This window comes from Mycobacterium sp. NPDC049093 (assembly GCF_040704635.1).
Taxonomy (GTDB): Bacteria; Actinomycetota; Actinomycetes; order Mycobacteriales; family Mycobacteriaceae; genus Mycobacterium.
In genome coordinates, this window is the sequence record NZ_JBEZJS010000011.1 from 1 (window position 1) to 23,714 (window position 23,714).

Genomic DNA, 23,714 nt, shown 5'->3' on the forward strand with positions numbered 1-23,714 from the left:
TCACCGTGGCCGGCTCTGACGTCGAGCTCACCCCACTGAAAGGTTCGGCCGTCTGTCTCGTAGGCCGGCTGCGCCGGCCTCCATACGCGACCGGGCAAGCCCGGTCGGTGAATCACCCTGTGCGCCAACCGCTTACGCGGTTGTCTCCAATCATGTTGCGGCTGTTGGTGTTTCGAGATTCGCACCGCTCACGCGGTGCCGTGGTGGTGACGATTCCGTCGATTGCCAGGTTATCCATTGCGCTGCAACCGCTTTCGCGGTTAGCGCTACCGCTCACGCAGCAATCCCGAATCGCCTTGCCTGTCAACGTCATACCGCAATACTACACCACAGTGTCGAATTACACTGCCCTCCAATATCATTCCAACACCACTGATCTACCGGCGCTCCGCGCCGTTCTCCTCTCCCCACGCATAACTGTGCCCGCAGGCCGGGGGGACAACCTGCGGGCACCTGGTCGGGGGGATCTACTGGGCAGTCTCCTCGTAGCCAAACTTCAGACGCGTCTCGCGATCATCGACCACACGAAAGAACCACTTCGCCATAGCCGCACTGAATCGCCGCGGGAACCACGCTGCCGGGCCGTTATCAACCACAACGTCGAACAGCTCCTGCGGCACCTCCACACGCTTCATCCTGAACCCCCTCCTTCCCTTGGTCTGCTCCGCTCCAACTGCCAGCCTAACCACGTGTCGCGACCATAACCGCGTGAAGCGACACGAAACCCGATTCCTTCCTGCGCTACCTATGATCCGGACACCACCACAGCGCCGGGTCCACTTCGCCGAACCCTCGCGCCACGCACTCGCCGAGCCAGTACCGCAGCCACCGCAGGCCCTCATCGCCACTCCCACCGCCCGTACTGTCACTCACCAGCTCGCCCTTGGGCTGGCCTTCCCCCACGTGCTCAGCCAAACACTGCTCGCACGCACCTGGGTAGTACAGCCGCCTCTGCTCACTCCACGTCACTCGCTGCGACGTTCTCGCGAACCGGGCCATCACTTCGTCTCCGCCGCGCGTCCACATCAGGCCACCACCCGATTCACTACCCAGCGTCCAGCCGCACCGCGCGGCAAGATCCACCAACTCCACCAACGGCGACACGATCCCGTCCACAGTTCACCCCTCTCTCAGCGCCGCCGCGCGCCGCCAGGCCGGCGTCTAGCCATCCACCTGATAGGCCGGCGCAACAGCATCAGGTACCAGCCCACCAGGCAGTAGCCCAGAGCGACCTCCACCGGCACGCCGAGAAAATGATTCACCGCGCCCACGACAACCGCCACGATGACCAGGCCCCGCAGCGCCCGCGCAAACAGACCGATCATGCGGGCACCCCCGCCCCAGCCGTATCCACCTTCGACGGATCGGCACGGAACTTGCCACCATCGGGGAACACTGCCACCGCAGTCCTGTGCACATTGCGCAGTAACGTCAGCGCAGCCTCGTACCCCACCCAATCCACGACCCGCCACAACACCGGACCCATGTGCACATCAGCCCAGTGCAACGTGCGCCGCTGCCGCTCATCGAACCGCGACTGCGGAACCACCGTCCAATCCGGAGGCCGCGTCCAAGTCACCGACAGCACAGTCATCCACGGCCACTCCTCACCACCGCCCTGCGCCGTCGGCACCACGCCCTCAGCGCCGCGCAAGGCCTCGCGAACCGCCCCGAACGCCGCCAACACTGCGGACACCTGCGCTGCCGAGGTGAACCGCATGAACACATCGCCCCACTGCATCGTCACCTCCGCCAGATCCGAACGCGCCTCATGCACCGAAACGTGGCCCTCAACTGGGCGAACAACAATCAGCGACCGCGTCACCACACCGGCTGGGATCCGCATACGATCCGCCACCGGCGACTCGACCACAGCAGTCATAAGAATCCCCTTCCCGGGAAACGCTGGGCCAGCCCCTAAGTTGGCGTGCCCTTTCGCCTGCGATGGTATCGACACCCACCGACATCTACCGAAGCTCCACCCGCCCCGCCGCAAGCACCACCAAAAAAACACTGCTACAACGCATCCCAATAACCACCTCCACCACACACCCGTGCCGGGTTGGGTGGTGGGGGGAGAGGTGGTCGTTAGCGCTGCTGACCGTCGCGGCGCGCGTCGGCCAGCTCGCGCCGGTCGCGGCGGCGCTGACGGCGCACCGCCTTCCTGTGGTCCACACGCCCGGTAGGCAGGCGCCACGCACCAGTCCAGGCCGTAACCCCGGCCTTTTTCGCTACCTCAGCCATCCCGCACCTCCTCTTCGTCCTTCAACCCCACGGGTCGATACCTAGCGGCACCACGGGTGACACCGCGACAACCTGCGACGCGCTCACATAGCGGACAGTTCCCGTCCAACGCTCGCGCACCACCACACGCGGATTCCCCGTGAACGGGTCGACGCTATGCCCGACCACGATGCCCTCATACGAGATGAACTCGCCCCGGCGCGACTCAAACCGGTCGGCCATGGGCCATCGCCGCCACGTGATGGGTTGCCGCTCCCGCAGCGCCCGAATGACTACAGCACTCATCTCGACTCCCCTACTCGATGTCGGTGGTGCGTCCCGCAGGCCCGAAGACCTGCGGGACGCCTCCCCTTCCCGGGATCTCCAGGCCCGCCCCGATGGCTTGCCAACGTCCACAATCCTAACGACCGCCACCGACACACTCCGTGTCTAAACATGCACGGCCACAACGTCATACCAGCTCGGCATTAGCGTGCATCGCCACGATGACGTCCTCGGGCACAAACCGGCCACCAGCAGCCGCGCGCGCCTGGTTGCGCCGCAGGCACTCCGACAACGGGGTATCGACCACGACGAGCTCATACCGCGCTCCATGCCGGATGGCCAGACCCACCCACCTGTCCCGATGCGCGCTCTTGAGATGGGTCGCGTCCACCGTCACCGACAAGCCCGCGCCCAATGCACGATCAGCACGCAGAAACTCGATGTCGGTCACCACCGCCTCTTGCTCCTCGGTCAGTCCGCTGTACCGGTCGAACAGCTCGAACCGGATCTCGTCACGGTTCACCACCACCCGGCGCTGCGGGTCCAGAGCGCGCCATGCTGCCGCCTTCGTCGACTTACCGGCCCCCGGTAGCCCCTGCAAGACGTTCAGCACCTGATCCGACATGACACTCCCCTCTCGCTGGGATTTCGCGGCCCGCCCGGTGGCTTGCCAACACCTGTGATCATACCGGCACCCGCCGACAAACCACCAAACCGAAGCCGCACCAGCGCTATAACGCACCACCCCACCCAGTGCCGGGTGGGGTGGTGCTGGCCTGGTGGTGCCGACCCACCACACGGGCCGGCACCACCAGGGGGGTCGCTGCGCTACGTCGTGCCGCCGGCCTCCCGCCGGTGCTCAACGATCAGCCGCCCGAGCTCGCCCGCGACGGCAGTCAACGACACGTCGCCGGGGTGTTCTCGGTCCAGTTCGATCTCCTGCTGCAGGAACCGTGTCCAGACCTCGCCCGGGATGACTCCGTCGTCGCCGGCCGCCGGGACCAGGACTTCGTAGCGTGGCGGATTGAAGAACTCCGCCGTCGGATCGTGCTCGACCTCGCGCACCTCGGTCACCGCTCGCTCCACGTACTCGAAACCGTCGTCGCTCAGCTCGGCCAGACCGTTCTCCAGGTCGCACTCATCGGCATCGAAGCCCGCCGGCACCCGCACGGTCACCCGGTGGTGCGAGTGCTCGACCCAGTCGATGGCAACGGTCACGTCGGCGCGCTCCGCCTCGCTGTCCGGGTCATGCCGGTACACCGCCGTCGTCACCTCAGCGACCCCCGTCCGGGCCGCTGACGGCCACGCTGGCCGGCTGGTCGATCCATCCGGGCCGTTCGTATGTCCAGTCCTCCCCCGACGGCGGTCGAACCGGCATGAGCAGCCCGATGAAGTTCTCACCGATCCGGATCGTCGTCGGTCCGGGCCGGCCTTGAGAGGTCACCGACGGGAACACCACCATCTGGGTACCGGAGCCGGCCTCGTCGGGGCGAACCTTGGTGAATTTGGCCATCAGGGCCGGGGTGTAGCCCATGCCGACAATCCCGCCCATGCGGGTGTCGTCGGCCGGCACCAGCTGACGCCACTTGATCGGCGTAGCGTCCTGGCCGCGCACGGTCATCGACTCACCGGTGCTGAACCGGAAGGTCAGTGCTTGAGCTTGCGACAGCCGATCGACGTCGGCCGCCTCGATGGTGACCTCTCGCGCGCTCTCATCGCGCTTGAGGGTCTTGGCCATCTGTATCAGGGTCTTGGCATCGGCACTCGCCAGCATGATGCTGAACGTCGCGCCGGCGTACTCCGCACGCGAGACACCGAGCACGAATCGATCCGTGGCCGACGCCACCAACTGCCCGTCCCCGAACTCCAGGCGGATCACCTCCAGAAACGGCAGCCGCGCCGACGGGGGCGATGTGAACAGCAGGGCATCCGACAGCACGGTATGCAGTGACTTGGCCGTCATGGTGTTCACTTCCGGCGCCGCAACCGCCACCGCGTCCTCGACAACCGTCGGCGTGTCCAAAACAGAGGTCATGACAACTCCCCTTCCGGGATTCGTGGGCCTGCCGGATGGCCTGCCCTACACCCCCGATTCTACCGACCACCACCGACACACACCGGCCAAACCCACAGGCACACAGCCACTTTTAGAAACCCACCACCCCACCCCGTGCCGGGTGGGGTGGTGTTTTCCGTTGCAACTTGCCCGTCGCAGGAGCTCCGAGCTCCGCGGGCGAACGTTCCCCCGCGGAAAATCAGACGATCGATCGGCAGCTGTCGCATTCCCACCCGTGCTGCGCTTTGGTGCATGTGTGTCGCTCCTCGCACATCCAGCAGCGCTGGTTGGCCTTGCGTTCGGGTTCTTCCTTCCGGCGCGTAGCCGGAGGCAGCTCGTCGACGTCGGGTTGCGCGCTCTTGTCACCGATGTGCTCATGTGCGTGCTGGAGCGCGTACATGTGCATGGTTTCGCTGTCGCGGGCCGCCTGTTGTTGGGCGGTCAGGCCCGGGCCCTCTCCCATCCGCAGGAAGTCGCCGAAGTCGGCCACGCAGTCCTCGCATGGCCGGCCTTGCTCGGCAACCGCGTTCGTGCAGCCGGGCAGGACGCAGGTCGGCTGGGTTTCTTTGCCCGTCACCAGTCATCCCCTCTCGTCTTCAGCTGGCCATCGCTGCGGTACGGGCGGCTCGGTCACGCATCGCCCACAGGTCGCGCAGATGGCAGCTGCCGATCGTGCCGTCACAGGGCTCTCCATGCTCGGCGCATCCACCGGCCAGGATGTTGCGCCGCCACCGCAGTGCCCACTTGAGACAGTTCGAGCAGCTCGCATGATCACACCCGGGTAAGGGCCGGTTTCGCCTCGCGTTGTAGGACCACCCCAAACTATCGGCGCTAGTCAAGAGGTCGCCATAGATCCGCAGGCCTAGCGTTTTCACGCCGAACCCATGTAACGGTACGTCGGGATCTCGGTCGCGCACGGCCTCCAGGATGTCGCGGATCTCGCCGGTGTGCTGGCGCCGGCATACCGACCCGACACCGACCAGCGGGTAATTGCCCAGGTCCACACCAGCCTCGCCGTACATATCCCAACACCGAAGGTAACTCTGTGGGCCGTCTTGCCCGCCCTGCAGAACCGGCATGAACGGACTCTCGGGGTGCCACTGGTCGTCACTGTCACGCCAAAGCTGCTCCAGCCGAACAAAGTTCGCGACGGTGCGGCGCTGATGTTCAAGCACCGTAAGACCCGTGCGGGCGAGCATCTCAGGTTCGGCCATCAAATCCTGGGGGGCTGCCCATGCGAGCTGGCCGATCTCGCGGTCGTAGCGCTTCACCGCGGCCACGTACTCCTCGGGCGTCGTCTTCCAGCCCCCGTACAACGACAGCTCACTGAACCCACCGCTGTCGAGCGCCCATCCCATCCGGGCCGTCGGCAACGTCTTGCGACGCGACAGCCGGCGGTGCGACACGAACAGCGGCACACCCACGTGATTCAGCCACCCGTCAAGGTGAGTACCCAAATAGAAAACGACATTCGAGACCTCGGACCGCATCGAGACCATCCCCTTCGTGGGATCACCGAGCCCGCCCTACTGGCTTGCTCCTCAACACCGAGACTACCGGCCCGAACCGACAACCGCACACCCGAAACGTGCTCTGCCCCAATACCAAACCGACCACCACCCCACGCCCGTGCTGGGTGGGGTGGTGGTCGGTTTGGGTTAGCGCAGCGTCGTCAGGGAATCCAGAACGCTCGACGCTCCCCCCGCACCGGATCCGCCGGCCACGGCCAGGACGATCGCGGGCAGCACGAGCCGGCGCACCCGCTGGATCATGTGCAGCACTTTGGCGGCCACAACGCCCGCAGCCGCCCCCACCGCGACTGCGGTGCTGTGGTCAGAGAGGAAGCCGATGATGTCTGTCATCACGGTCATCAGGTTGCGCCTTCCGGGTGACCCCCGACGATCTGCCACGAGCCGGCGGGTAGTTGGGCGGCCAGCGCCTCTAGCTTCTTAAGCATGCCGGTGGCCTATGCCGCCTCGGCCGGCGCCGGGATCACCGCGGTGCGCTCGAGAACGCCGTTTGCGGATTCCCTGATGGCCTTGGTTTCCCGGTTGTGCAGCCCGATGGAGTCGCCGACGGATCTGCCGGACTCGCCCTCGTCGTACAAGCGCGCCAGGACGCCGCCGAGCTGCTCAGGAGTCAGTGCAGCGATCTTGCGAGTCTCGATCAGCTCTTCGCGGACCACAGTCGCGATCGATACCCACCACAGCCGACGCTCGGCCGGCGTGCGCGGTCCGCTGTTGACCGCCGCCACGGCGGCCGCCGTCATCCCGTCGGCCGATTGCTGGTGATCGCTGCTATCCCTGCGGGACTCGGCGAACGCCATCAGCGCAGTCGACGACACGATCAGGGAGGCATCGACAGCGACAGGCCAGCGCCACGCGACATCGGGGCGCTGCCCGAAGAGGATCATCAGGTCGCGCAGTGAGTAGAAGGAGATGGTGAACGCGAAGTACGCCACAGCGATGGACCCCAGGATCACCAGCACGAGCACGAAGAGGTCGATGACTCGGTAGTTGCGGCGGCGGGTGGAGATCAACAGCGTTGTCAAATGCGTGGCACCGAGCAAGACGGCGGGTGGCACGATGGCCGCGATAGCAGCCCCGACCCTGACTTCGGCTGGAGCAGTCATCCAGGAGTGGAGGAAGTTGCCGCCCACCGAGGCAGCCATGGCGAACAGCAGCCATCCCCAGCAGAACCTGCGGGCAGATGCGCGCTTGGCTTCCTCCGGGGTCAGTGCGGGCCGATTCTTCTTGCCTAGGAGCAGCCTCGCGAACCAATGCGGATGCTCCTGTGTGGGAGCGTTCGTTGTGTTCGCTGTCGGCTGGTGCGACGCAACTGGCGGTGTCGCACTCTGGGCTGCGGGTCGGGCCACAGGGTGGCCATTGCGGATGGGTGCGTCGGTGGTGACGGTCATGTCGAGCTGCTTCCCTTCAGAATGAGCGGAGCGACGTCGGCGCCGAATGGCCCGAATAGGTTTGCCGCGCAAAGCAAGTGGCGTGCATTTCGGGCGTGATGGCCCGGAGCGTAACAGTTTGGTTGGACACGGTCGATAGATCACTCACGGCCCAGGTGAGATGGACGTTGGGCTTGCCAGACGGGCGGCCAGGCCTCGAATTCGCCGGCGTCGGCCCGAGCTGCCAGGTCCGTCCAGGGCGCGGTGGTGGGGCCGGCCTCGATGACGCACTGCTCGATGAAGTCGACGGCGGCCAGTGAGCCGAACTCATCGTAGTGCTCGTATTGCCACTGGAGGCTCCAAGTCTTGACCTCTGGGTCGGTGAGCTCGGCGTGGTAGTCGGCGATCCACGTGTTCGTTTTGCGAACGATCTCGGGCAGATCCCATTGGTCGGGGTTCAGGCCGGCCCGGCGCAGCAGTTCGGTGATCTGCTCGGCGGTGAGGTTGGGGGCGACCTTCATGATGCGCTGCTTTGGGGGTCAGGGGTGGCGTCTTTCGGGCGGTCGTGTTTGCGGGCGAGCCCACTTTTGGTGACGCTGATCCACTGGCCGCATTCCGGGCAGGTGCCCCGGGGACTGTAGAGCCGCATGTCAGCATCGCGCACGTACTCTTTCGATCCCGGGCACAGTTTCGGGTCGACGGGTTCGGGGGCCTGGGTGGTCCATTCCGTCTGTGCTGAGCTGAAGCATTTGGAGCAAAGAACGGTGCCATGTAAGGCGACTGCTTCGGCTTCTGATTCCCCGGAAAGCTGCGGCAACCAACTGATTCGGGTGGTGATGCGCAGGCTGTGGCAAGCCGTGGAACTGTGAATGTGTCCGCCGGGGACCATGAAGAACCGGTTCCATTTGCCGTGGGTGCGCCACACCTCCTCGAGCTCCTCGATGACTTGGCGAGCGGCGATGACGTCCTGCATCGCCGACTCATGCGCCTGTAACGCGTCGGCGGCACGTCGCTGCGCACGCTCCTTGCTTCCCGGCGTCGGGCCGAGGATCTCGACGTCGCCGCCGGCGACGGTCTGGGCCGCGGCGACCGCGTCGTCGAACGTCATGGTCCAGCGCCGGCTGCGCCCGACGTAGCGGGTCTTGTCCCCGGCCGCGTAGTGAATGTCGTTGGCTGCTTTGTCGACTCGCTCCGCGGTGTCGTGCAGGGTCTTGGTTGCTTCAGCGAGTTTCGCGTCGTGGTCCTTGGCCTGAGCCTTGGTGTAGACGGTGGTGCTGCCGCCCGCGGTGGTGTCGTTACCCATGCCTCAATCCTCACCAATAACCCTAGCGCCTGTCAAGCATTACTATTGCCTGTCGCTACAGTTCTGCGTACCGTGGAATCCGTGCCCTTCCAAACCAAACTGCGCGTCGACGTCACCAACAGCGTTGACGACACCCCGCTTACCGCATCGAAAGCGCTTTGACCATTACCATTGCGCCTGTCAATAGTTACGACGTACGAGGCGACCCGAGCAGGAACGACCAATGACCTGGACATGCCATCTGACCTACACCGCACCAGGCCTGGCCGCGGCCGACACGACAGCCCTCCGCGACGCCCTGGGCGCGGTCGACCTCCTTTACGACCAGACTTCTGGACGGCTGCAAGTCACACTCACGGTTGACTCCGACACCCTGCAGCAGGCGGCCGGCATGGCCCTACAAACCGCCGCGGCAGCCACCGGACTCCTCCAGCCGAGGCGCCTGTCTGTTTCGTCGACAGCCGACGCCGTCGACGACGCCGCCCACCCAGCCCCGCTAGATCTTGATCTCATCGGCATCACCGAGATCGCCGACGAACTTGACGTATCCAGGCAGCGCGCCGGCCAGCTCGTCGAAGATCCCGATTTCCCTGCTCCGGTACTGAGTCCCCGCTCCGGACGGCTCTACACGCGCACCTCGGTCAGGGAATTCAAGAAGCGCTGGACCGCTACCCGCAATCCACGCGGCGGGCCCCGCCGCCGAACGGCACCGACCAACGCCCACTACTGAACCACCGAGATCTTGAACCACCGAGATCTCCGAACTCCGAAGGGGACGCCACGATGGCAAGACTGATGAGCGTGGCACTGACCACCGACGCCGTGCGCCGCCGGCAGAAATCCGTAACCCGGCGGGTCGGATGGCAGATGCTGCGCCCCGGTGACCAGTTGACCTTGTGCCCGAAAGTCCGCGGCCGCCGCCCCGGCGAGCAACTCGATCGCATCGTCACCGTCGACGTCGTCTCGGTACGACGCGAGCCTCTGAACACGATCAGCCCGGCCGACGTCACCGCCGAGGGCTTCCCTGACATGACGCCGGCCCAGTTCATCGACTTCTTCTGCTCCACTCACCGTGGCGTTAGCGCCAACTCACAGATCACCCGCATCGAGTGGGCCTACCCACGTGTCTGCCGACAGTGCGGCTGCACCGAGTACTCCGCCTGCGACCATCCGATCTTCGGCCCGTGCGGATGGCTACACACCTACGACGACAACACTGGTATCTGCACCGCCTGCACGGTCAGCCCGGTCTAGGTGGCACCGCCACCGACACTGAGCGCTACCTGCCTCGGATGGGCATTCACCGCCAACTACACCCTGACCACTGCCGACAACGGTGATGTGCTGCTGCGCAGCGAAACTGATCCATCCACGCGGTACTTCATCCGCCGCCGCGGCGCCGACCGGCTTGAACTCACTCAGGCCGATGACGAAACCGCCAGCGGTGAGCGGCCGCTGCTGTTCGTCGCCCGCATCGAGGTCATAGAACGCCATCTGCTGGGACTGCTAGCTGACGACATCCGCGACGATCTCGGGTTGCCATTCCTGTCCCTGCAGTGGGACGCCGACGCGCTCGCCGAGGGCTTCGAGCTCGGCGACATGGTGCGCGGCTATCGCACACTCACCCGCACTGGCCACGGTCCGCTCGCCGCAGCCCCTGACCCCACCTTGAGCCTGGTCGCACTGGTCCCGCTGTCACACCTGCTGTTGTGGCCCATCGCTGACCTCAAGGCGTCATTTCTCAGTGAGACCGGGGCACCGCTGTTGCACGCCGGCAGCTACGCTCCGCCGCCGCGCCGGTGACGGCGCTCTGGCTGGCGCGCACGGCGCACGCTTGTTTTGCGTTCCCAATCATCCTCACCGCGTGTGGTGTAAGCCATTCTTGTTGGTATTCGTCGGGGCGCCCAGTCGGCATGCGGCATCGACCTTCGGAACCTCAATGAGGGTGTGCTCCATGCCTTTAAAGGGCAGCCAGTGATTCGCAACTTTGCGCCGCAGACTCTTGTGGATGCTTCCCGGTGATGCAGGCTGCATCACCGGCCACCGGCACCACTAGTGTGGCGGTGGCCGGTGAAACACTGTGCGCCGCAACGCCTTGAACCCCGCCTACCTGCGCACCATCGCGCGCCAATCCGTTCTCGTAGTGCACCAGCGCTGAGGTCAGCTCTACCGCACGCGCGCCATGTGTGCGCCAACTCGGCGCGTGCTGCTACTATCCCAACGAACGAGTGAACCGTCTAATAGTGTTGCGCCCCAACAACACCTATCGCGGACGCGCCATGTTGGTGTGGCGGCAGTAATGAAGTTGGTGGGCAACCGTTATCGTGGCCGTCGGCCCGTTACGGTGCTTGCCGAGGATGATGTCCGCTTCACCGCCACGGGGGTCGTCACGATCGAACGCATCGGGGCGATGTAACAGCATCACGACGTCGCTATCCTGTTCCAAGCTGCCGCTTTCGCGCAGGTCAGAGACTTGCGGGCGCTTATCGGTGCGTTGTTCAGGGCCGCGGTTGAGCTGACTTATCGCCACCACAGGTACATCGAGTTCCTTGGCCATCAGTTTGATGCTGCGGGAGAAGTCTGAGACTTCTTGCTGGCGCGACTCGTATTTCTTGCCGGAGCTCATCAGCTGGAGATAGTCCACGACAATGAGTTTCAGGTCCGTTTTCTGTTTGAGCCGGCGAGCTTTGGCGCGGATCTCCATCATGGTCAGGTTCGGCGAGTCGTCGATATACAGGGGTGACTCGCTGATCTCGCCCATCCGTCTTGCCATCCGGGTCCAGTCGTCGTCGCTCATCCGACCTGACCGCATGTCCGCGAGCTTGATCCGAGCCTCGGCGGACAACAGCCTCATCACGATCTCGGACTTGCTCATTTCTAGTGAGAACATGACGCTGGCCAATCGGTGCTTTATCGAGCATGAGCGTAAAAAATCCAGTGCCAGAGTCGATTTCCCGACCCCAGGTCTGGCCGCGATGATGATCATCTGCCCGCCCTGCAGCCCATTGGTGATCTCATCGAGTTCGACGAACCCGGTCGGGACACCTTGGGATAAACCGGCGCCGGACTGGATTGCGTCGATCTCGTCCATGGTGGTCTGCAGCAGGTCGTCGAGCACCACGAAGTCCTCTGAGGCGCGCCGCTCGGTGACGTCGTAGACCTCGGCCTGGGCGCGGTCGACAACCTCCGCGACGTCGGCGCCGCCGGCCCCTGCGTAGCCGTACTGCACGATCCGGGTGCCGGCTGCAACCAGACGCCGCATCAGAGCTTTCTCCGCGACGATGCTCGCGTAATAGCCGGCGTTGGCGGCAGTGGGCACGGTGGCGATCAGAGTGTGCAGGTAGGGCGCTCCGCCGATACGGGTCAATAGCCCGCGCCGGTCGAGCTCGGCGGCAACGGTAACCGCGTCGGCGGGCTCCCCCTGCCCGTACAGGTGCAGGATCGCGTCGTACACCGCGGTGTGGTTGGGCCGGTAGAAGTCCTCGGGCCGCAGCCTGGCCAGCACATCGGCGATCGCATCCTTGCTGAGCAACATGCCGCCGAGTACGGACTGTTCGGCGCTGAGGTCTTGTGGTGGCTGCCGATCGTCAGCCACCAGCTCCTCGGTGGTCGTTGCGCGTTGTCGGGCCCGGGTCGGGGGTTCGTCGAGGTCGGTCACGCCAGCATCCCCTCATCGATGTCGCTGGCCTCAGCAAGCTCAGCGGCGATGACCGGCCAGCACTGGTCACACACCATCGACGCCTCTTTGAGGGGCAGTTGCGGCCGCTCAACAGCGTTACCGGATCCACATACCGCGCATGCACATCCACCGATAGCCAGATCCATGAGCAGGTCGGTACTCAATGAGGTCACCGCCGGAATCGGCTCGGCGACAGCATCAGTGGCGACTTCGCCGAGCACATCGTTGGCCCACACAGTCATGCCTGCAGCAAGTTCCATCTCGGGATACATCCGCCTCGCCCGGCGGCCGGCGTTGGCGAGGGCAGCAACCGGATCGACTACCGCACGACCGAACTTCACCTGATCAGCGCGTAGCAACCGCTCCCGTTGCTGGGCTGTGGTCACCGCGGCGACGTCGGCATACCAACGATCAGTGAGGGTCTTGGTGGCTTCGCGCCCCTCAGCGGCGCTGTCGTGGTCAGCTCGGGCCGTGCTGCTGCGAGCGGTTCGGCCCGCAACAGCGCCGCTTGCAGGAACCCCTGCCGGCCGAACCGGCAGCAGTGCCAACCGCGATCGCAGGAACGACGCCGGATTTTCGATGTGGTTCGGCCAGTCCCAGCCTCGGGTTTTCATGTCGGCGTTCAGGGCCGCGATCAAGGCCTTCGCAGTCCAGGCGGCCAGGTCCAGGTCAGAATCGATCAGGACGTCGCAGATCCGGCCGATGTGGCCCCGGTCCAGGCCGCGGCTGCCGTCAACGACACCGGCGGCCAGGAGCTGCACATGCAGGGGCCGTGGCGCGCAGCGCCGGCCCCGCTTCGGTGAGCTTTTGGGGGGATGGGAATTTGACCGCCGCGCGCGACGCGCGCTTGGTGATTGAGATCTAACTGGACTTACCCGCCTATCCCTACGGGATGGCGGTAGGTCGCAAACAGCGCCGCCAACGACAGGCTTCTGCACAGGCTGCCGCCTGCTGACCAGGTGCCAAATCGACGGCCGCCGACCGTACCCCGATGCCGCGGCCGACCCGGTGCCGCGGTGAGCCTCAACAGCGAGCCCCGACGCGCTAAGCACCGACCGAGCGGTGGTCACGGTGCGATTGGCGCAACCCGAGCCGGCCGCAATGGTGGAGTTGGTGGCCGCACAGTTGCGGCCGGTCGCATGGTCGGCATGAGCGGCGATCGTGATTGCCGCTCGCAGCACGCGCTCGGGCTTGATGTGCCGCCGCGCGCACTCAGCAAGGCCCTCGTCGGTGGCCAGCCACCCGGACACTTCGTCGAGCCATCCGTCGCGGCTGGTCCACATCGGCAGCTCGGGCGGCGCCTCGCCGGCACGCTCGATCCATTCACGGAGAGCCTTACGGGCCTCCCCGCGCGCGGATCTCGCGCAGGCGTATGCGGGCGAGATCTCGCCCACGACGAACACCGCGCGCTGCACGCCGCCACCGCGGGTGTGACGACGTGACACCGCGCGTGCCGACGCCCTGCTCTTGGCGTCGGAAAACTGCGTGGGTATGTGATTTTGGCAAACGTCTGGAGCGGCGTTTTCACCGTCGCGACACGCCAATGAATAATCTGCGTCTCCGCAGTTCAATTGGTGTTTTTGCGAAACGCAGCTCGGATGTCTTGAACTGTGTCCAGGGTAAGCGTTACCCTGAGAACGACTCTTCTGCATGAGTGTTCCCTCGGTTACACGGGGATCGAGAAAGAAGTTGGCGCTTCGATCTCACAGAGGTAAGGCTCGGAGTTGGCGCTCCGAGGTTCGGTTCTTAGAACTCTTCCCAGACACCCCCTTCGGGGGAATCTGTCTGGATGCCGGAGTTGGCGCTCCGAAATCCGTTAGAAGAAATCCGTTCTTAGAACTCGACGGCCTCTCAAGGCCATCTCCTCTTCGATCCCGCTATCCAGTTGTCAAACCCCCCGTAGGGGGTAGTTAGAGTGCCTTCGTTTCCTCCTTTACCGAGTCGTTACCCTCCATCCGACCACGCCACTGGTCGGGGAACTTGGACCGACACGACCGGGCGGTGGCGTTGCCAACGCCACCAGGGCCGATGTCGCAGGAGCTGACACCTGTCACTGTGGTCACAGGTATCGCTGGCGCCAGGTGCCCACGGCCCACGCCAACGTCTCGTCGGTCAACGACGCTGCGATGTAGCGTTCGAGCTGGGGGTCACTCCCCTTACAGCGCGACGACGGCACGCCACGCCGCCGTCCCATCCAGAGTGCAGTTCTGTGGATCAGTCGCTTGAGCACAGATCAATCCCCTTTCGACTGCTCTGCGTCGGTGACCCCCGAGGCCCGAAACGCCCGCCGCAGCAACGCGGCATAGGCGTTCTTGGACAACGGCGGTGCCATCGACTGGCCCAACTCGGCCAGCGCCGCGTCGGGATGGTCAATGCGGTGCTGCAGCGCTTGGATCCACCGCTGCACATGAGCTGCGGTCGGCGCCTGTTGCTGCAGCACCTCCAGTGCGCGGCGTGCCAGGTCAGCTTGCTGGCGGCCCGACGCACTAGCTCTGGCTTGGTTGGCGTCGGCAGCTACCTCGGACCAGCGCGGATTGTTGGCCATCATCGTGACGACCTCCACGAACCGTCCAAGGACAGCTCGTAGTGCTGGGCCAGCGACACCAGTACCGAGCAGGGGGCGCTCACCACGCATTCCCCGGTGGTCATTCCCTGCGCCTTACCGGCCCACTGTCCGGCCGTGAACGTGCATGACCCGCACACCAGTAGCGAATCCGGGCACACCGCGACACCGCGACCGTGGACCTCGGCAACGGCCGCGCCAGCCGAGCATTGCTCACATGCCGCCACGGTCGGCCGATGTCGCGCCGCATGTGCAAGTAGTTCGGAGCGGTGACCGGCTTGAGCTTCACGGCCCGGGGGAAGGTCAGCCAGGATGGCAGTGAAGATCTGTCGCAGAAGCCCGCGGTCGGCGCCGCCGGCAGCGCTGACGTACAGGTCGATTTCCTGATCGACGGTGCCGCGATCTAGCGCCACCACCCACCCACACCGCTCGCAGCGCTGATGCCTCAAAAAGGGACTGTCGTAAGTGAACTGACCAGCCAGCGGCACATAGTGGCTACGGGTACCGCACACCGAGAAGACATCGGCCAGGCCGCGACGCGCACCCCGATCACGGGTAGCCGCGATCTGCTCCCCATACAGCTGCAAATCCACCGCGTGCCACAGACGCCGCTCGGTCCCCCCGGCGCCGGTCCCAAATCGGTACTGCAGGCGACGCGCGCCACTGTCCGAATCTCGACTCATCACGCGGTCCTCCCCGTCGCTTGTGGCCCATCGGCCTGCCCCGCCCAGCGGCGGTCGGTGTCCCACCACGCTCACGCGGTCCTCCTCACTGCCATCGGTTGATCGGCTCGCTGCACCACCTGGGCGGCCAGCCGCTTGATCTGCTCGTAGCGCTCGGGGGTCATCCCCTGGGGCATGGACTTGGCCACACCGTCGCCGGTGCCGGTGATCAGCCCGTCGGCCTGCATGCTCTTGACGTCGAGCGTTTCGAGCAGGATCGGATCCGAGCCGAAGTCGGTGGTGCAGAAGTACGCGCGCACCGGCTTGGTCTGGCCCGGCCGACCAGGGCGTCCCATGGCCTGCTTGTGCACCGCCGGCGACCAGTCCAGTTCGCCGAACACCAACGTGTTGACCACTTCCTGCAGGCCGTCGATGCCCGCACCGGAACGCAGTGACATGATCAGCACCCGGGAGCGGCCGTCCATGAAATGGGTCAGAGACAGTTCTTTCTGCCGGTTGGTTTCGCGGCCCGTGTACATCGCCGGCCGGTGCACACGCAGCCGTTCGGCCCAGATGTCGTGAACCGCGTGATGCCAGCCGAAAAGCAGCACCCGCTGCTCGCTCTGCAGGATCAAATCGACGAAGTCGGCGACAAACGGCGCCTTGGCAATTCCGGTGTGCTGGCGCATCATCCAGTCGAACTGCCCGGCAGCAGACCACCGCTCCCGCGGGTTGGCCGACTGGTCCAAAATGAGACGTGCCAACGCCACCGCGTTGCCCTCGATCTCGTGTAGCACTTTGGGGTCCGAGGGCACCGACTGCTCGATCGGGATGATCGGGGGAATCTCGATCCCGACCTCTTCGAGCGTGCGCCGCAGTAACAATCCCTGTGATTTCAGATGCGACCGCAAGGCTGGTGGGTCATAGACCTGGGTCTTGGTGTCCAACCCGGAGGTGTGGCACCACTCCCGCGCGAACTCCTGGCGGCTGCCCAGCGCGCCCGGGCGCAGCACGTCGACAATGTTGTAGATCTCGGCGCCGTAGTTGTAGATGGGTGTGGCCGACAGCCCGACCTTGTAGGTGGCCGCGCCGGCGATCGTGGCTGCCGCCTTGTACCGGTCAGAATCTTCACGTCGCAACTCTTGAACTTCGTCGAAAATGACAGTGCGCACAACACCTTTGAGGTGGTGCTGCCACTTGGCCAGCTTCGCGTAGTTCATCACGATCAGATCGGCGGTCCGGCCGCGCCGCTGCAGGGAATGGATCGGCCCCGTCTTCACCTCGATAGAGGTCAGATCCGGATAGAACTTGGCCAGCTGACGCCGCCATTGCTTGGGCATGGCCCCGGTCAATGTCACCGCCAGCGCGGGACGTGCCTGCGGCTGCTCCAACAACGCCAGGCCGGTGAACGTCTTACCGGCACCGAGTTCGTCGGCGACGCAGACCCCTCCGGTTGCCCACACCAGGTCACGCGCTGTGCGCTGATACTCGCGCAGCGGCACCGTCGGCGACACCCAACCGGGCCCTGCGTCGACGGTGAGGGCACCACCGGAAAGAACATGTTGCACAGCACGTTCGGCGTTGCGATGCTCACCGGCCATCGACCGCAACCGACGCCGATCCTCCACCGAGGCCTTCATCGGCCACCGGTCGAGTAACCACTCCAGATCCCGCGCCACCTCCAACGTCCCCGTCAACGTGACGGTGCCCCGGGTCGTGGCGGCCACCCGCGGAAAAATCCTCTTGATCCGGATCATCACGTCTGGAGTGGCCTCCACCTCCCACACACCCGCCGGCAACCACCGGTACTGACCCACCACGCGCGCCGTCACAAGGACAACCCCGATCCAGGCAGGGCCACCACCCGCACCGGCACACCCAGAATCTCGGCCGGAATGCCCGACAGCGACGACAACCGCGGCGTAGCCACCACGAGAGCCTTCACACTGCGATCGGTGGCATAGCGCGCCAGCTGCGACAACACCGCGGACCCGCTAGCCCGCATCTTCACCTCGACCGCAACGCATCCATTGATCAGGAAATCGGGCCGGTCACGCTTGTTGAGCCGAAACTCTCGCTCGACGCGAAACCGGTTCTCGCGCAACACCTGCTCGATACCGTCCTGCAACGCGATCTCACGTGCCGCGCGGTAAACCCGGGCACCGAGGGCAGCCACGATGCGCTCAGCGATCGCCACGGCGTCCGGCTCCGTGCGCTGCGGACTACTGGGCGCGCTCACAGCGACCCTGCCCCATCTGGGTCGTCGAGCACGTCGGTGTCGGCGAGCAGCTGCGTCCACCGGGGATCCACATCCAGCATGTCGGCGTGCGCGTCGGCGGTCAGGCATTGCAGCGGGGTATCACCACGCAGGTACAGCGGGTGGCGGGGCTGGCCGTCGGCTGTCCAACCCAGCACTGCGACGCTGCCGCCGCGGCCGCGAGCGATGTTCCACAATCGGGTGGCCACGGCGGCGGCCCGATCGGGATCTGCGTTGGCGCCCCAGGCGAACACGATGACGTCATGCTCGGCGGCGGCACGGTCGAGGTGCGCATCGTTGTCCGGGCCGATCGGATCGTCCATGCCGGCGAGCTCGGCCGGGTTGGGAGTCCGGCCTGCGTTCAGGTTGAGCAACGTGACGGCGTCATAGCCAAAACCGCGCGCGAAACGGACATCACGCCGTGTTGTCGGATCATCGCGATGCTCGTCGGCATCCGACGGATTGAGCGAAACGAACATCAACGCCGGGCCCGGCCCCCATCGCCGCGACAGTTCGTAGCGGTAACGACGGTCCTCGGAGAACACCGCACTGGACACGTTGTGCGCCAGATGAAGGTCCAGGGTCAGCGTCATGACACACCTCGTTCCTCACCCACGTTGGTGCTCAGGGAAGTTCGAGTAACTGGGTGCTCATCCCAGAGGCGTCCGTCGTGGTACAACTCGCGGCCGGCGCGGTGCTTGCCCACGCGGTACATCGATGTCGGGTGGTGGTGAGGGAAGTCAGCACGTTGCGCCTCGCCGCGGCGAGGACCGTCGGGGTACTCCAGATCGCCGGGCTGGTAGATGTTCCCGTCGTCAGTCATGCACACGCCGCGGCGGAAGTCGTACTTGCCGTCGACCAGGGGCGCTAGGGGCGTCCATTCGCCCCATTGCTTGAACACAAACGGCGTCTCAGCCTTTTCGCACTGGCGCTGCAGCGACCGGGCCCACTCCGGGTGCATCGGTCGCGCGCCGCGTCCGGACTCTCCACCGACCACCACCCAGTCCAGCGCGGGCACATCCGGGCACGGCCGCCCCATATCGGTGTTGCGCCCGGTGAGCGCATTGATCTGGTACATGCCGGGCGCCCGGCCCTCCACGTCCATGTGCGTGAGATCGATTGAGCCAAGCAAGGGTTCAAGGCTGACCCCTCTGATGGCCGCGGGGGTGTCGAGTAGGACCGGTATGCGAAGTAGGGCGCGCTGCTGGTCCTCTGCGCTCACGATCAAATGCAGGTTCGGCAGCGGCCACTGAAAGTCCGCGCCCGGGTAGTCATCGCGCAGAATGTCGTGGCGGAACGCGACCTCTTCCTGGAAGGCCTCCGAGCGTAGAAGTGCGTGCATGCGGCCGTGGCGCTTCGTGAACAGCTGGAACGTGTGCCTTTCAGCCAGCAGCATGATGGTGAACACGTCGGCGATGTACGTGTCAGGCACCCCCACGTGGAACAGATCCGACATGGAATTCACAAAAATGCGGCGCGGCCGGGTCCAGCGCAACGGCTGGCCCAGCTTCTCGGCCCGCAACTGCACATCGAACCCGCGCTCGTAGTAGTGCCCTGGGGTACCACGGAACCGCTCAGCCAGCGTCTTGGCGTAGCAGCGGTCGCATCCGGGCGACACCTCGGTGCACCCGGTGACGGGGTTCCATGTGGCACCGGGCATCCCGTCGTCTCCGCGGGTCCATTCGATCTTGGTGCGGTCGCTCACGATGCCACCCCTGCGATGAGCTCGCCGTGCCGAGCGGATTCGGCGGCGATGGCCTGGCCGATCGCGTCGGTCACTGCGTGCGGCGCTTCGTGCAGCAACATGTGGCCGGCCGCGGCGATATGGCGGTGAGTCGCCCCGGGGATGGCCCCGGCCAACTCGCGCGCGTGGGCGACCGGTGTGAGTACGTCCGCGCCGCCGCTGAGCACGACCGTGCGGGCCTGGATAGTCGGCAGAACACTGCGTGCGTCGAAACGCTTCAAGCTCGGCAGGAATCCGACCGCAGTCGTCAGCGGCGTCGAATACACCGCATCAGCCATGCATGCGGTCAACGTGTCGCGCTCGGCTTCACACAAGCCGCAGACCCGGGTCACCGTGCGGCACACCGGCCGCACCAGACTGCGGACAGCTCTGTCCCCGCCACGATGTGGGGTGTGGGCGAGAACATCGGCCACGACGCCGATCAGCGGAAGGCCAAGCAACCGGCCGAGTCCGCGTTCGGCCAGCTGGCCCGCGGCGGTGGCGACCAGGACCAGCCCGTCCGGGTTGACCGGGCGCTGTCGCGCCGGCAACCGGAGGTACTCCATCAAGGCCATCGCCCCCATCGAATGACCCACCATCGTGCTCAGACCCCGCACGCCGGCGGCCTCCACCACGGCCGCGTGATCACGCCCGAGCTGCTCGATGGTGTAGGTCGACATCGGCGCCGAATCGGAACGGCCATGGCCGCGATGGTCGAAGCTCACGGTGCGCACCTGGTCGCCGAACTGGCGCTCCAACAGCTTCTTCTGCGGATCCCAACTCACCTGGCTCAAGCACAGCCCGTGATCCAGGAACACGGTGTACTCGGCATCCACGGGGCCACGCTCCTCGACAGCCAAGCCGACCCCGTCGGCAGTGCTGACCGTGTACCGGCGCACCTGTGCCTCGCCGGACTGCTGAGTCCCCAACTCCGAACCGGTCATCTCGCTCGCCCTCCCTTTGCCAATCACCAGTCGGTCAAGCGGTTTTCGCGGGAAGAGGCCGTGATCGGGCGTTGCGAGAGCCGCCACCGAAACTGCGGGCGCTGACCAGTACCGGCTTGCCCGGGACGCGGCGGTTCTTGTTGTAGAGCACCATGATGGTCGTGGCGTGCCGCACACCCGCGGTGCCGGTCAAGGTGTCACCCAACGCCGCGGTCTGTGTCTTCAACGACAGCGGCGTCACCCCCATCAACGTGTCGATGAGCCGGTGCTGATCGATGCGGCCACGCAGGTGGTGCTGAATCAGCCCAATGGCGTGGACAATCGGCGCATCGAAAGACTCCACCCGGCGGTCCCACACATTGGTGATCAGCTTGAGCGTCTCGCGCACCAGCCCGGTACCACCGCGGGCGGCCAGCTTCTCCAGCGTGGCGGTGCACCGCACATTGCCGGCCCGAGGCCCCGGATCAACCCGCAGACCCAGCTCCTCCACTACAGCCTCGATCGCCAGCACATCGGGATCGCCACTGCTCTTGCGGGCGCGCCAGTGATCCCACGTCGACGGCTGGCGGCGTTGACTGTTGAGCCGATCAAACAGCCGAGCCTCATCGGCCACGGTGAGCCCTTCATGGATGCTGGCCACCAGCACCGGTACCTCATCGCAGAGCCGCGCAGCTTCCCATCGGTGCTGACCGTCGATCACCGCGTACCGGGGATGCTCGTCGGGCCCCCGGTCGCTGACCTCGATGATCCCGGCCAGCCGTCGATCCCAGTCCGTGGCCAGGCGTCGGGCCCGACTGAGGTCGGCGGGCCGCTGGTAGGTGTGGTCGACGAACAGGTCGTCGACGTTGAGCGCGTCGATGTAGGCGCCGCGGGCCGTCGCGGCCGAGCTGGTGACGTCAACTGTGGTGGTACTCATGCCGCTTCACGTCCCTTCTGCGGCTGTCCTGGGGTGGATTCGGTTACGCGGCCCCTACGCGCATAGAGCTCGTCGCAGGAGTCGCAACGTGGCCGCGCCGGTGCGTGCCAGGCGGTCTTGCAGTCCCGGCAGATCCCCCGCCGGTAGGCCTCGTGCGCATCGGCGGGGATGCCGACACCTGGTGTCGCCGGGGCGAGTCGCGGGCGCCCGGTGATCACCACAAGTTCGGTGCTCATGCCGCGCCGTCGGCCCGGGCCTCGGAGTTGTTGCGCATCCGCGTGGCCTCGCGCATCCGCTCTTCCTTGCTGAGGGCACCCCAGACGCCCACGTCCTGCAGGCCCTTGGTCAACCCGTAGGAGCGGCACTTGGCCAGCACCGGGCAGTAGGTGCACACCGCCTTGCAGTCCTCGCGTTCCTTGAGACTGCGGGTCTGCCAGTTCAGTTCGGGAAAGTGCCCGCAGGCTCCCTCGCTGAAGAAGTCCTCGAGCTCGACCGCGTCCGGCAGCGGGTCAGGGCAGGGCAGGGACAGGTAGCGGCCGACCGTGCGGTAGCTGACCCGCAGATGATCGGCGATCACATCGAGTGGTTGGCCCCGTTCGGCCATTTTGTGGGCGGTGATCCGGTGGTTGATCCACCGTGTATTACGGTCCCACTTCGAAACGGATTGTTCGACAACGGCGTTCATGCTTGTTTCCTCACAACGGTCGTGTCCCGCAGCCGCTGATAGTCGTCAGCGATTCCTGCAATGCCGAGCCGGTCCAGAGCGTCGGGTACGTCACCGGCAGTGATCGCGGCGCGCGGCTCCCCATCTGTGGGCTTGGCGGTGATTCCCAACCGCGTCATCACCGCGGTCAGCGTCAGCATCATCGGCGCGCTCGGGCACGCCACTCTCATTCCGTGCCTGGTGAAGGTGCCGGCGGCGTGTACCGCGCCGCGGCTGATCCCCAGGGCGGCGTTCAGTCCTTGACCGAATACCCAGCGGCCCTCACGGAAGCCGTATCGGCCCAATACGATCTGCGGATTGGTGATATCAACAACGCCACCGTCACCGCCGACTTCAACCAAATCAACGTCCTTGTGGGACAAGACCTCGGTTAGCCAGAGCGCGGTCGGACCATGCTGGAACACGATCCGCATCTGGTTACCGCGGCGCACCACGGTGGGGGTGAACGCCAGCAGGGCCGCGATGTGCCGGGCCCGCACCTCAGAGTCCTCAGCGACGGCGCACAAGTGCAACCGCGCCGAGCTGGTAACCGAAGTGAACCCCACCGCACGGGGCTGCCGGCGCCGATCTGCCGTGGTCTTGGCGGCGATCATGCCGACACCCCTAAGACGGTCTCGTCGACCACCGCGGTGACACCGGCGAGGTGCCCAAGCCGCTGCATCGCATCGGCCCAAGCCTTCTTTTCCGTCCGCTGCGGCACCCAGACCCCGGCGTACATTCCGGCCTGGTATTGATCGGCGACCGCTTCGGCCGCGCAGTCGCGGCGCACCGGGCAGCGCTGGCACATCTGCTCCAGATGCCTCAGCACAGTGCGGGCTGGCTTACGGTCCGGGGTCCAGATCTCCGGCGCGTCAGGAGTTTCCACGACACACACTCCCCGCGACTTCCAGTCCAACCCGGCCGCCGCGCTCATCGGACCGACACCACCATCGGTGCAGAGGCACTGGTGATCTCGGCGATGAACCGCACCGATACCGCCCCAACACGAGCAGCCAACTCGCGGGCCGGGTCGTCGAAACGAATCGCCGACCACAACGCGTCGTACTCGCGCCTGAGGAAACCGAAACCCTCGTGGCTCGACGACAACAGCCGACCCTGCGGCCCGACCACTGAACGCAGCGCGTGCACCTCGGCGGCCGCGGTGCGCCCGCGATCACGCGCTGCGCCGGTGTGCTCGTAGAGATCAGCGATGAACCGCACGGCCATCGCGCCGACCTGGGCAGCCTCAGCGCGCGCGAGCCCGATGCGATTTCCTCGAACCTCGTCCCACAGCTCGTCGATCTCCTCACCCAGGACCATGACGCCCTCTTCCGGCGAACGCCAGATGTGCGGGTACTCGGTCAGGCTGCGCTGCAACTCGTCGTGGATCGCGAGCTCGGCGTGCCGATACGAGGCCTCGGGGTCACCGGCGGTGCAGGCCGCGGCGATCAGATGCGGAGTCCTCATGCCGGCACCACCCAAGGGTGGATCCCGAAGATGCGGC

The 23,714-nt window shown here is 65.6% G+C and carries 30 protein-coding genes and 1 pseudogene; 3 read left to right on the top strand and 28 right to left on the bottom strand.

The features are described from left to right. Positions 1–467: 467 nt before the first annotated feature. The 13 genes from AB0876_RS31545 to AB0876_RS31605 form a co-directional block, all read right to left on the bottom strand. The gene (locus AB0876_RS31545) at positions 468–635 is read right to left on the bottom strand and encodes a hypothetical protein (protein WP_526043878.1); all 168 of its coding nucleotides are present in this window, start codon (positions 633–635) and stop codon (positions 468–470) included. A gap of 495 nt (positions 636–1,130) precedes the next feature. Continuing rightward, on the bottom strand, positions 1,131–1,325 hold the full coding sequence (locus AB0876_RS31550) for a hypothetical protein (protein ID WP_526043879.1): 195 nt from the start codon (positions 1,323–1,325) through the stop codon (positions 1,131–1,133). Beyond that, a complete protein-coding gene (locus AB0876_RS31555; protein ID WP_526043880.1) occupies positions 1,322–1,882 on the bottom strand; it encodes a hypothetical protein in 561 nt (186 codons plus the stop codon). The genes AB0876_RS31550 and AB0876_RS31555 overlap by 4 nt, the downstream gene beginning before the upstream one ends. Before the next feature lie 383 nt (positions 1,883–2,265). After that, positions 2,266–2,529: a hypothetical protein gene (locus tag AB0876_RS31560; RefSeq protein ID WP_526043881.1), complete on the bottom strand. Its 264-nt coding sequence runs from the start codon at positions 2,527–2,529 to the stop codon at positions 2,266–2,268. A gap of 166 nt (positions 2,530–2,695) precedes the next feature. After that, positions 2,696–3,133 (bottom strand): AAA family ATPase, encoded by a 438-nt coding sequence (locus tag AB0876_RS31565; protein WP_526043882.1) that lies wholly within the window; start codon positions 3,131–3,133, stop codon positions 2,696–2,698. Positions 3,134–3,336: 203 nt separating this feature from the next. After that, positions 3,337–3,780: a hypothetical protein gene (locus tag AB0876_RS31570; RefSeq protein ID WP_526043883.1), complete on the bottom strand. Its 444-nt coding sequence runs from the start codon at positions 3,778–3,780 to the stop codon at positions 3,337–3,339. 1 nt (position 3,781) lies between these two features. Beyond that, positions 3,782–4,543: a hypothetical protein gene (locus AB0876_RS31575; protein ID WP_526043884.1), complete on the bottom strand. Its 762-nt coding sequence runs from the start codon at positions 4,541–4,543 to the stop codon at positions 3,782–3,784. A 220-nt stretch (positions 4,544–4,763) separates the two neighbouring features. Then, positions 4,764–5,141: a hypothetical protein gene (locus tag AB0876_RS31580; protein ID WP_526043885.1), complete on the bottom strand. Its 378-nt coding sequence runs from the start codon at positions 5,139–5,141 to the stop codon at positions 4,764–4,766. A 19-nt stretch (positions 5,142–5,160) separates the two neighbouring features. Continuing rightward, the gene (locus AB0876_RS31585; protein WP_526043886.1) at positions 5,161–6,063 is read right to left on the bottom strand and encodes a deazapurine DNA modification protein DpdA family protein; all 903 of its coding nucleotides are present in this window, start codon (positions 6,061–6,063) and stop codon (positions 5,161–5,163) included. Between the two features lie 159 nt (positions 6,064–6,222). Then, a complete protein-coding gene (locus tag AB0876_RS31590) occupies positions 6,223–6,435 on the bottom strand; it encodes a hypothetical protein (RefSeq protein WP_526043887.1) in 213 nt (70 codons plus the stop codon). A 95-nt stretch (positions 6,436–6,530) separates the two neighbouring features. Continuing rightward, positions 6,531–7,481, bottom strand: a complete 951-nt coding sequence (locus AB0876_RS31595; RefSeq protein ID WP_526043888.1) for a DUF2637 domain-containing protein — start codon at positions 7,479–7,481, stop codon at positions 6,531–6,533. Positions 7,482–7,621: 140 nt separating this feature from the next. Then, the gene (locus AB0876_RS31600) at positions 7,622–7,981 is read right to left on the bottom strand and encodes a hypothetical protein (protein WP_526043889.1); all 360 of its coding nucleotides are present in this window, start codon (positions 7,979–7,981) and stop codon (positions 7,622–7,624) included. Beyond that, entirely contained in the window at positions 7,978–8,763 is a 786-nt protein-coding gene (locus AB0876_RS31605; RefSeq protein WP_526043890.1) for a hypothetical protein, read from the bottom strand. Before AB0876_RS31605 ends, AB0876_RS31600 begins: the two co-directional genes overlap by 4 nt. Positions 8,764–8,986: 223 nt before the next feature. On the opposite strand from AB0876_RS31605, the gene AB0876_RS31610 reads away from it, so the two are divergent. From AB0876_RS31610 to AB0876_RS31620, 3 genes are read left to right on the top strand one after another with little or no spacing between them, the layout of a single operon-like run. Then, positions 8,987–9,493, top strand: coding sequence for a hypothetical protein (locus AB0876_RS31610; protein ID WP_526043891.1), 507 nt, complete (start codon positions 8,987–8,989; stop codon positions 9,491–9,493). 53 nt (positions 9,494–9,546) lie between these two features. Then, the gene (locus AB0876_RS31615; RefSeq protein ID WP_526043892.1) at positions 9,547–10,017 is read left to right on the top strand and encodes an ASCH domain-containing protein; all 471 of its coding nucleotides are present in this window, start codon (positions 9,547–9,549) and stop codon (positions 10,015–10,017) included. After that, complete coding sequence (locus AB0876_RS31620; RefSeq protein ID WP_526043893.1) at positions 10,018–10,566, top strand: Imm61 family immunity protein; 549 nt, start codon at positions 10,018–10,020, stop codon at positions 10,564–10,566. Between the two features lie 460 nt (positions 10,567–11,026). On the opposite strand, the pseudogene dnaB reads toward AB0876_RS31620, so the two are convergent. The 15 genes and pseudogenes from dnaB to AB0876_RS31695 form a co-directional block, all read right to left on the bottom strand. Continuing rightward, positions 11,027–12,346 (bottom strand): annotated as a pseudogene (dnaB, locus tag AB0876_RS31625) (replicative DNA helicase); the annotation flags it as partial. A 71-nt stretch (positions 12,347–12,417) separates the two neighbouring features. Beyond that, positions 12,418–13,203, bottom strand: coding sequence for a hypothetical protein (locus tag AB0876_RS31630; protein WP_526043894.1), 786 nt, complete (start codon positions 13,201–13,203; stop codon positions 12,418–12,420). Positions 13,204–14,675: 1,472 nt separating this feature from the next. After that, complete coding sequence (locus AB0876_RS31635; RefSeq protein ID WP_526043895.1) at positions 14,676–15,005, bottom strand: helix-turn-helix domain-containing protein; 330 nt, start codon at positions 15,003–15,005, stop codon at positions 14,676–14,678. Next, positions 14,987–15,688, bottom strand: a complete 702-nt coding sequence (locus AB0876_RS31640; protein WP_526043896.1) for a hypothetical protein — start codon at positions 15,686–15,688, stop codon at positions 14,987–14,989. Before AB0876_RS31640 ends, AB0876_RS31635 begins: the two co-directional genes overlap by 19 nt. 71 nt (positions 15,689–15,759) lie before the next feature. Further along, positions 15,760–17,499 carry an SNF2-related protein gene (locus AB0876_RS31645; RefSeq protein ID WP_526043897.1) on the bottom strand — a complete coding sequence of 580 codons (1,740 nt, stop codon included), beginning with the start codon at positions 17,497–17,499 and terminating at the stop codon, positions 15,760–15,762. Next, complete coding sequence (locus tag AB0876_RS31650; RefSeq protein ID WP_526043898.1) at positions 17,496–17,906, bottom strand: GxxExxY protein; 411 nt, start codon at positions 17,904–17,906, stop codon at positions 17,496–17,498. The genes AB0876_RS31645 and AB0876_RS31650 overlap by 4 nt, the downstream gene beginning before the upstream one ends. Then, positions 17,903–18,517: a DUF1643 domain-containing protein gene (locus tag AB0876_RS31655; protein ID WP_526043899.1), complete on the bottom strand. Its 615-nt coding sequence runs from the start codon at positions 18,515–18,517 to the stop codon at positions 17,903–17,905. Before AB0876_RS31655 ends, AB0876_RS31650 begins: the two co-directional genes overlap by 4 nt. Further along, positions 18,514–19,629, bottom strand: a complete 1,116-nt coding sequence (locus tag AB0876_RS31660) for a DUF5131 family protein (protein ID WP_526043900.1) — start codon at positions 19,627–19,629, stop codon at positions 18,514–18,516. The genes AB0876_RS31655 and AB0876_RS31660 overlap by 4 nt, the downstream gene beginning before the upstream one ends. Continuing rightward, positions 19,626–20,591, bottom strand: coding sequence for an alpha/beta fold hydrolase (locus tag AB0876_RS31665; RefSeq protein WP_526043901.1), 966 nt, complete (start codon positions 20,589–20,591; stop codon positions 19,626–19,628). The genes AB0876_RS31660 and AB0876_RS31665 overlap by 4 nt, the downstream gene beginning before the upstream one ends. A 34-nt stretch (positions 20,592–20,625) precedes the next feature. Further along, positions 20,626–21,507 carry a DUF6551 family protein gene (locus AB0876_RS31670; protein WP_526043902.1) on the bottom strand — a complete coding sequence of 294 codons (882 nt, stop codon included), beginning with the start codon at positions 21,505–21,507 and terminating at the stop codon, positions 20,626–20,628. Next, positions 21,504–21,743 (bottom strand): hypothetical protein, encoded by a 240-nt coding sequence (locus AB0876_RS31675; protein WP_526043903.1) that lies wholly within the window; start codon positions 21,741–21,743, stop codon positions 21,504–21,506. Before AB0876_RS31675 ends, AB0876_RS31670 begins: the two co-directional genes overlap by 4 nt. After that, the gene (locus AB0876_RS31680; RefSeq protein WP_526043904.1) at positions 21,740–22,192 is read right to left on the bottom strand and encodes a WhiB family transcriptional regulator; all 453 of its coding nucleotides are present in this window, start codon (positions 22,190–22,192) and stop codon (positions 21,740–21,742) included. The genes AB0876_RS31675 and AB0876_RS31680 overlap by 4 nt, the downstream gene beginning before the upstream one ends. After that, positions 22,189–22,824 carry a hypothetical protein gene (locus AB0876_RS31685; RefSeq protein WP_526043905.1) on the bottom strand — a complete coding sequence of 212 codons (636 nt, stop codon included), beginning with the start codon at positions 22,822–22,824 and terminating at the stop codon, positions 22,189–22,191. Before AB0876_RS31685 ends, AB0876_RS31680 begins: the two co-directional genes overlap by 4 nt. Continuing rightward, positions 22,821–23,144 carry a WhiB family transcriptional regulator gene (locus AB0876_RS31690; RefSeq protein WP_526043906.1) on the bottom strand — a complete coding sequence of 108 codons (324 nt, stop codon included), beginning with the start codon at positions 23,142–23,144 and terminating at the stop codon, positions 22,821–22,823. Before AB0876_RS31690 ends, AB0876_RS31685 begins: the two co-directional genes overlap by 4 nt. Next, positions 23,141–23,677: a hypothetical protein gene (locus tag AB0876_RS31695; protein ID WP_526043907.1), complete on the bottom strand. Its 537-nt coding sequence runs from the start codon at positions 23,675–23,677 to the stop codon at positions 23,141–23,143. Before AB0876_RS31695 ends, AB0876_RS31690 begins: the two co-directional genes overlap by 4 nt. Between the last annotated feature and the right edge of the window lie 37 nt (positions 23,678–23,714).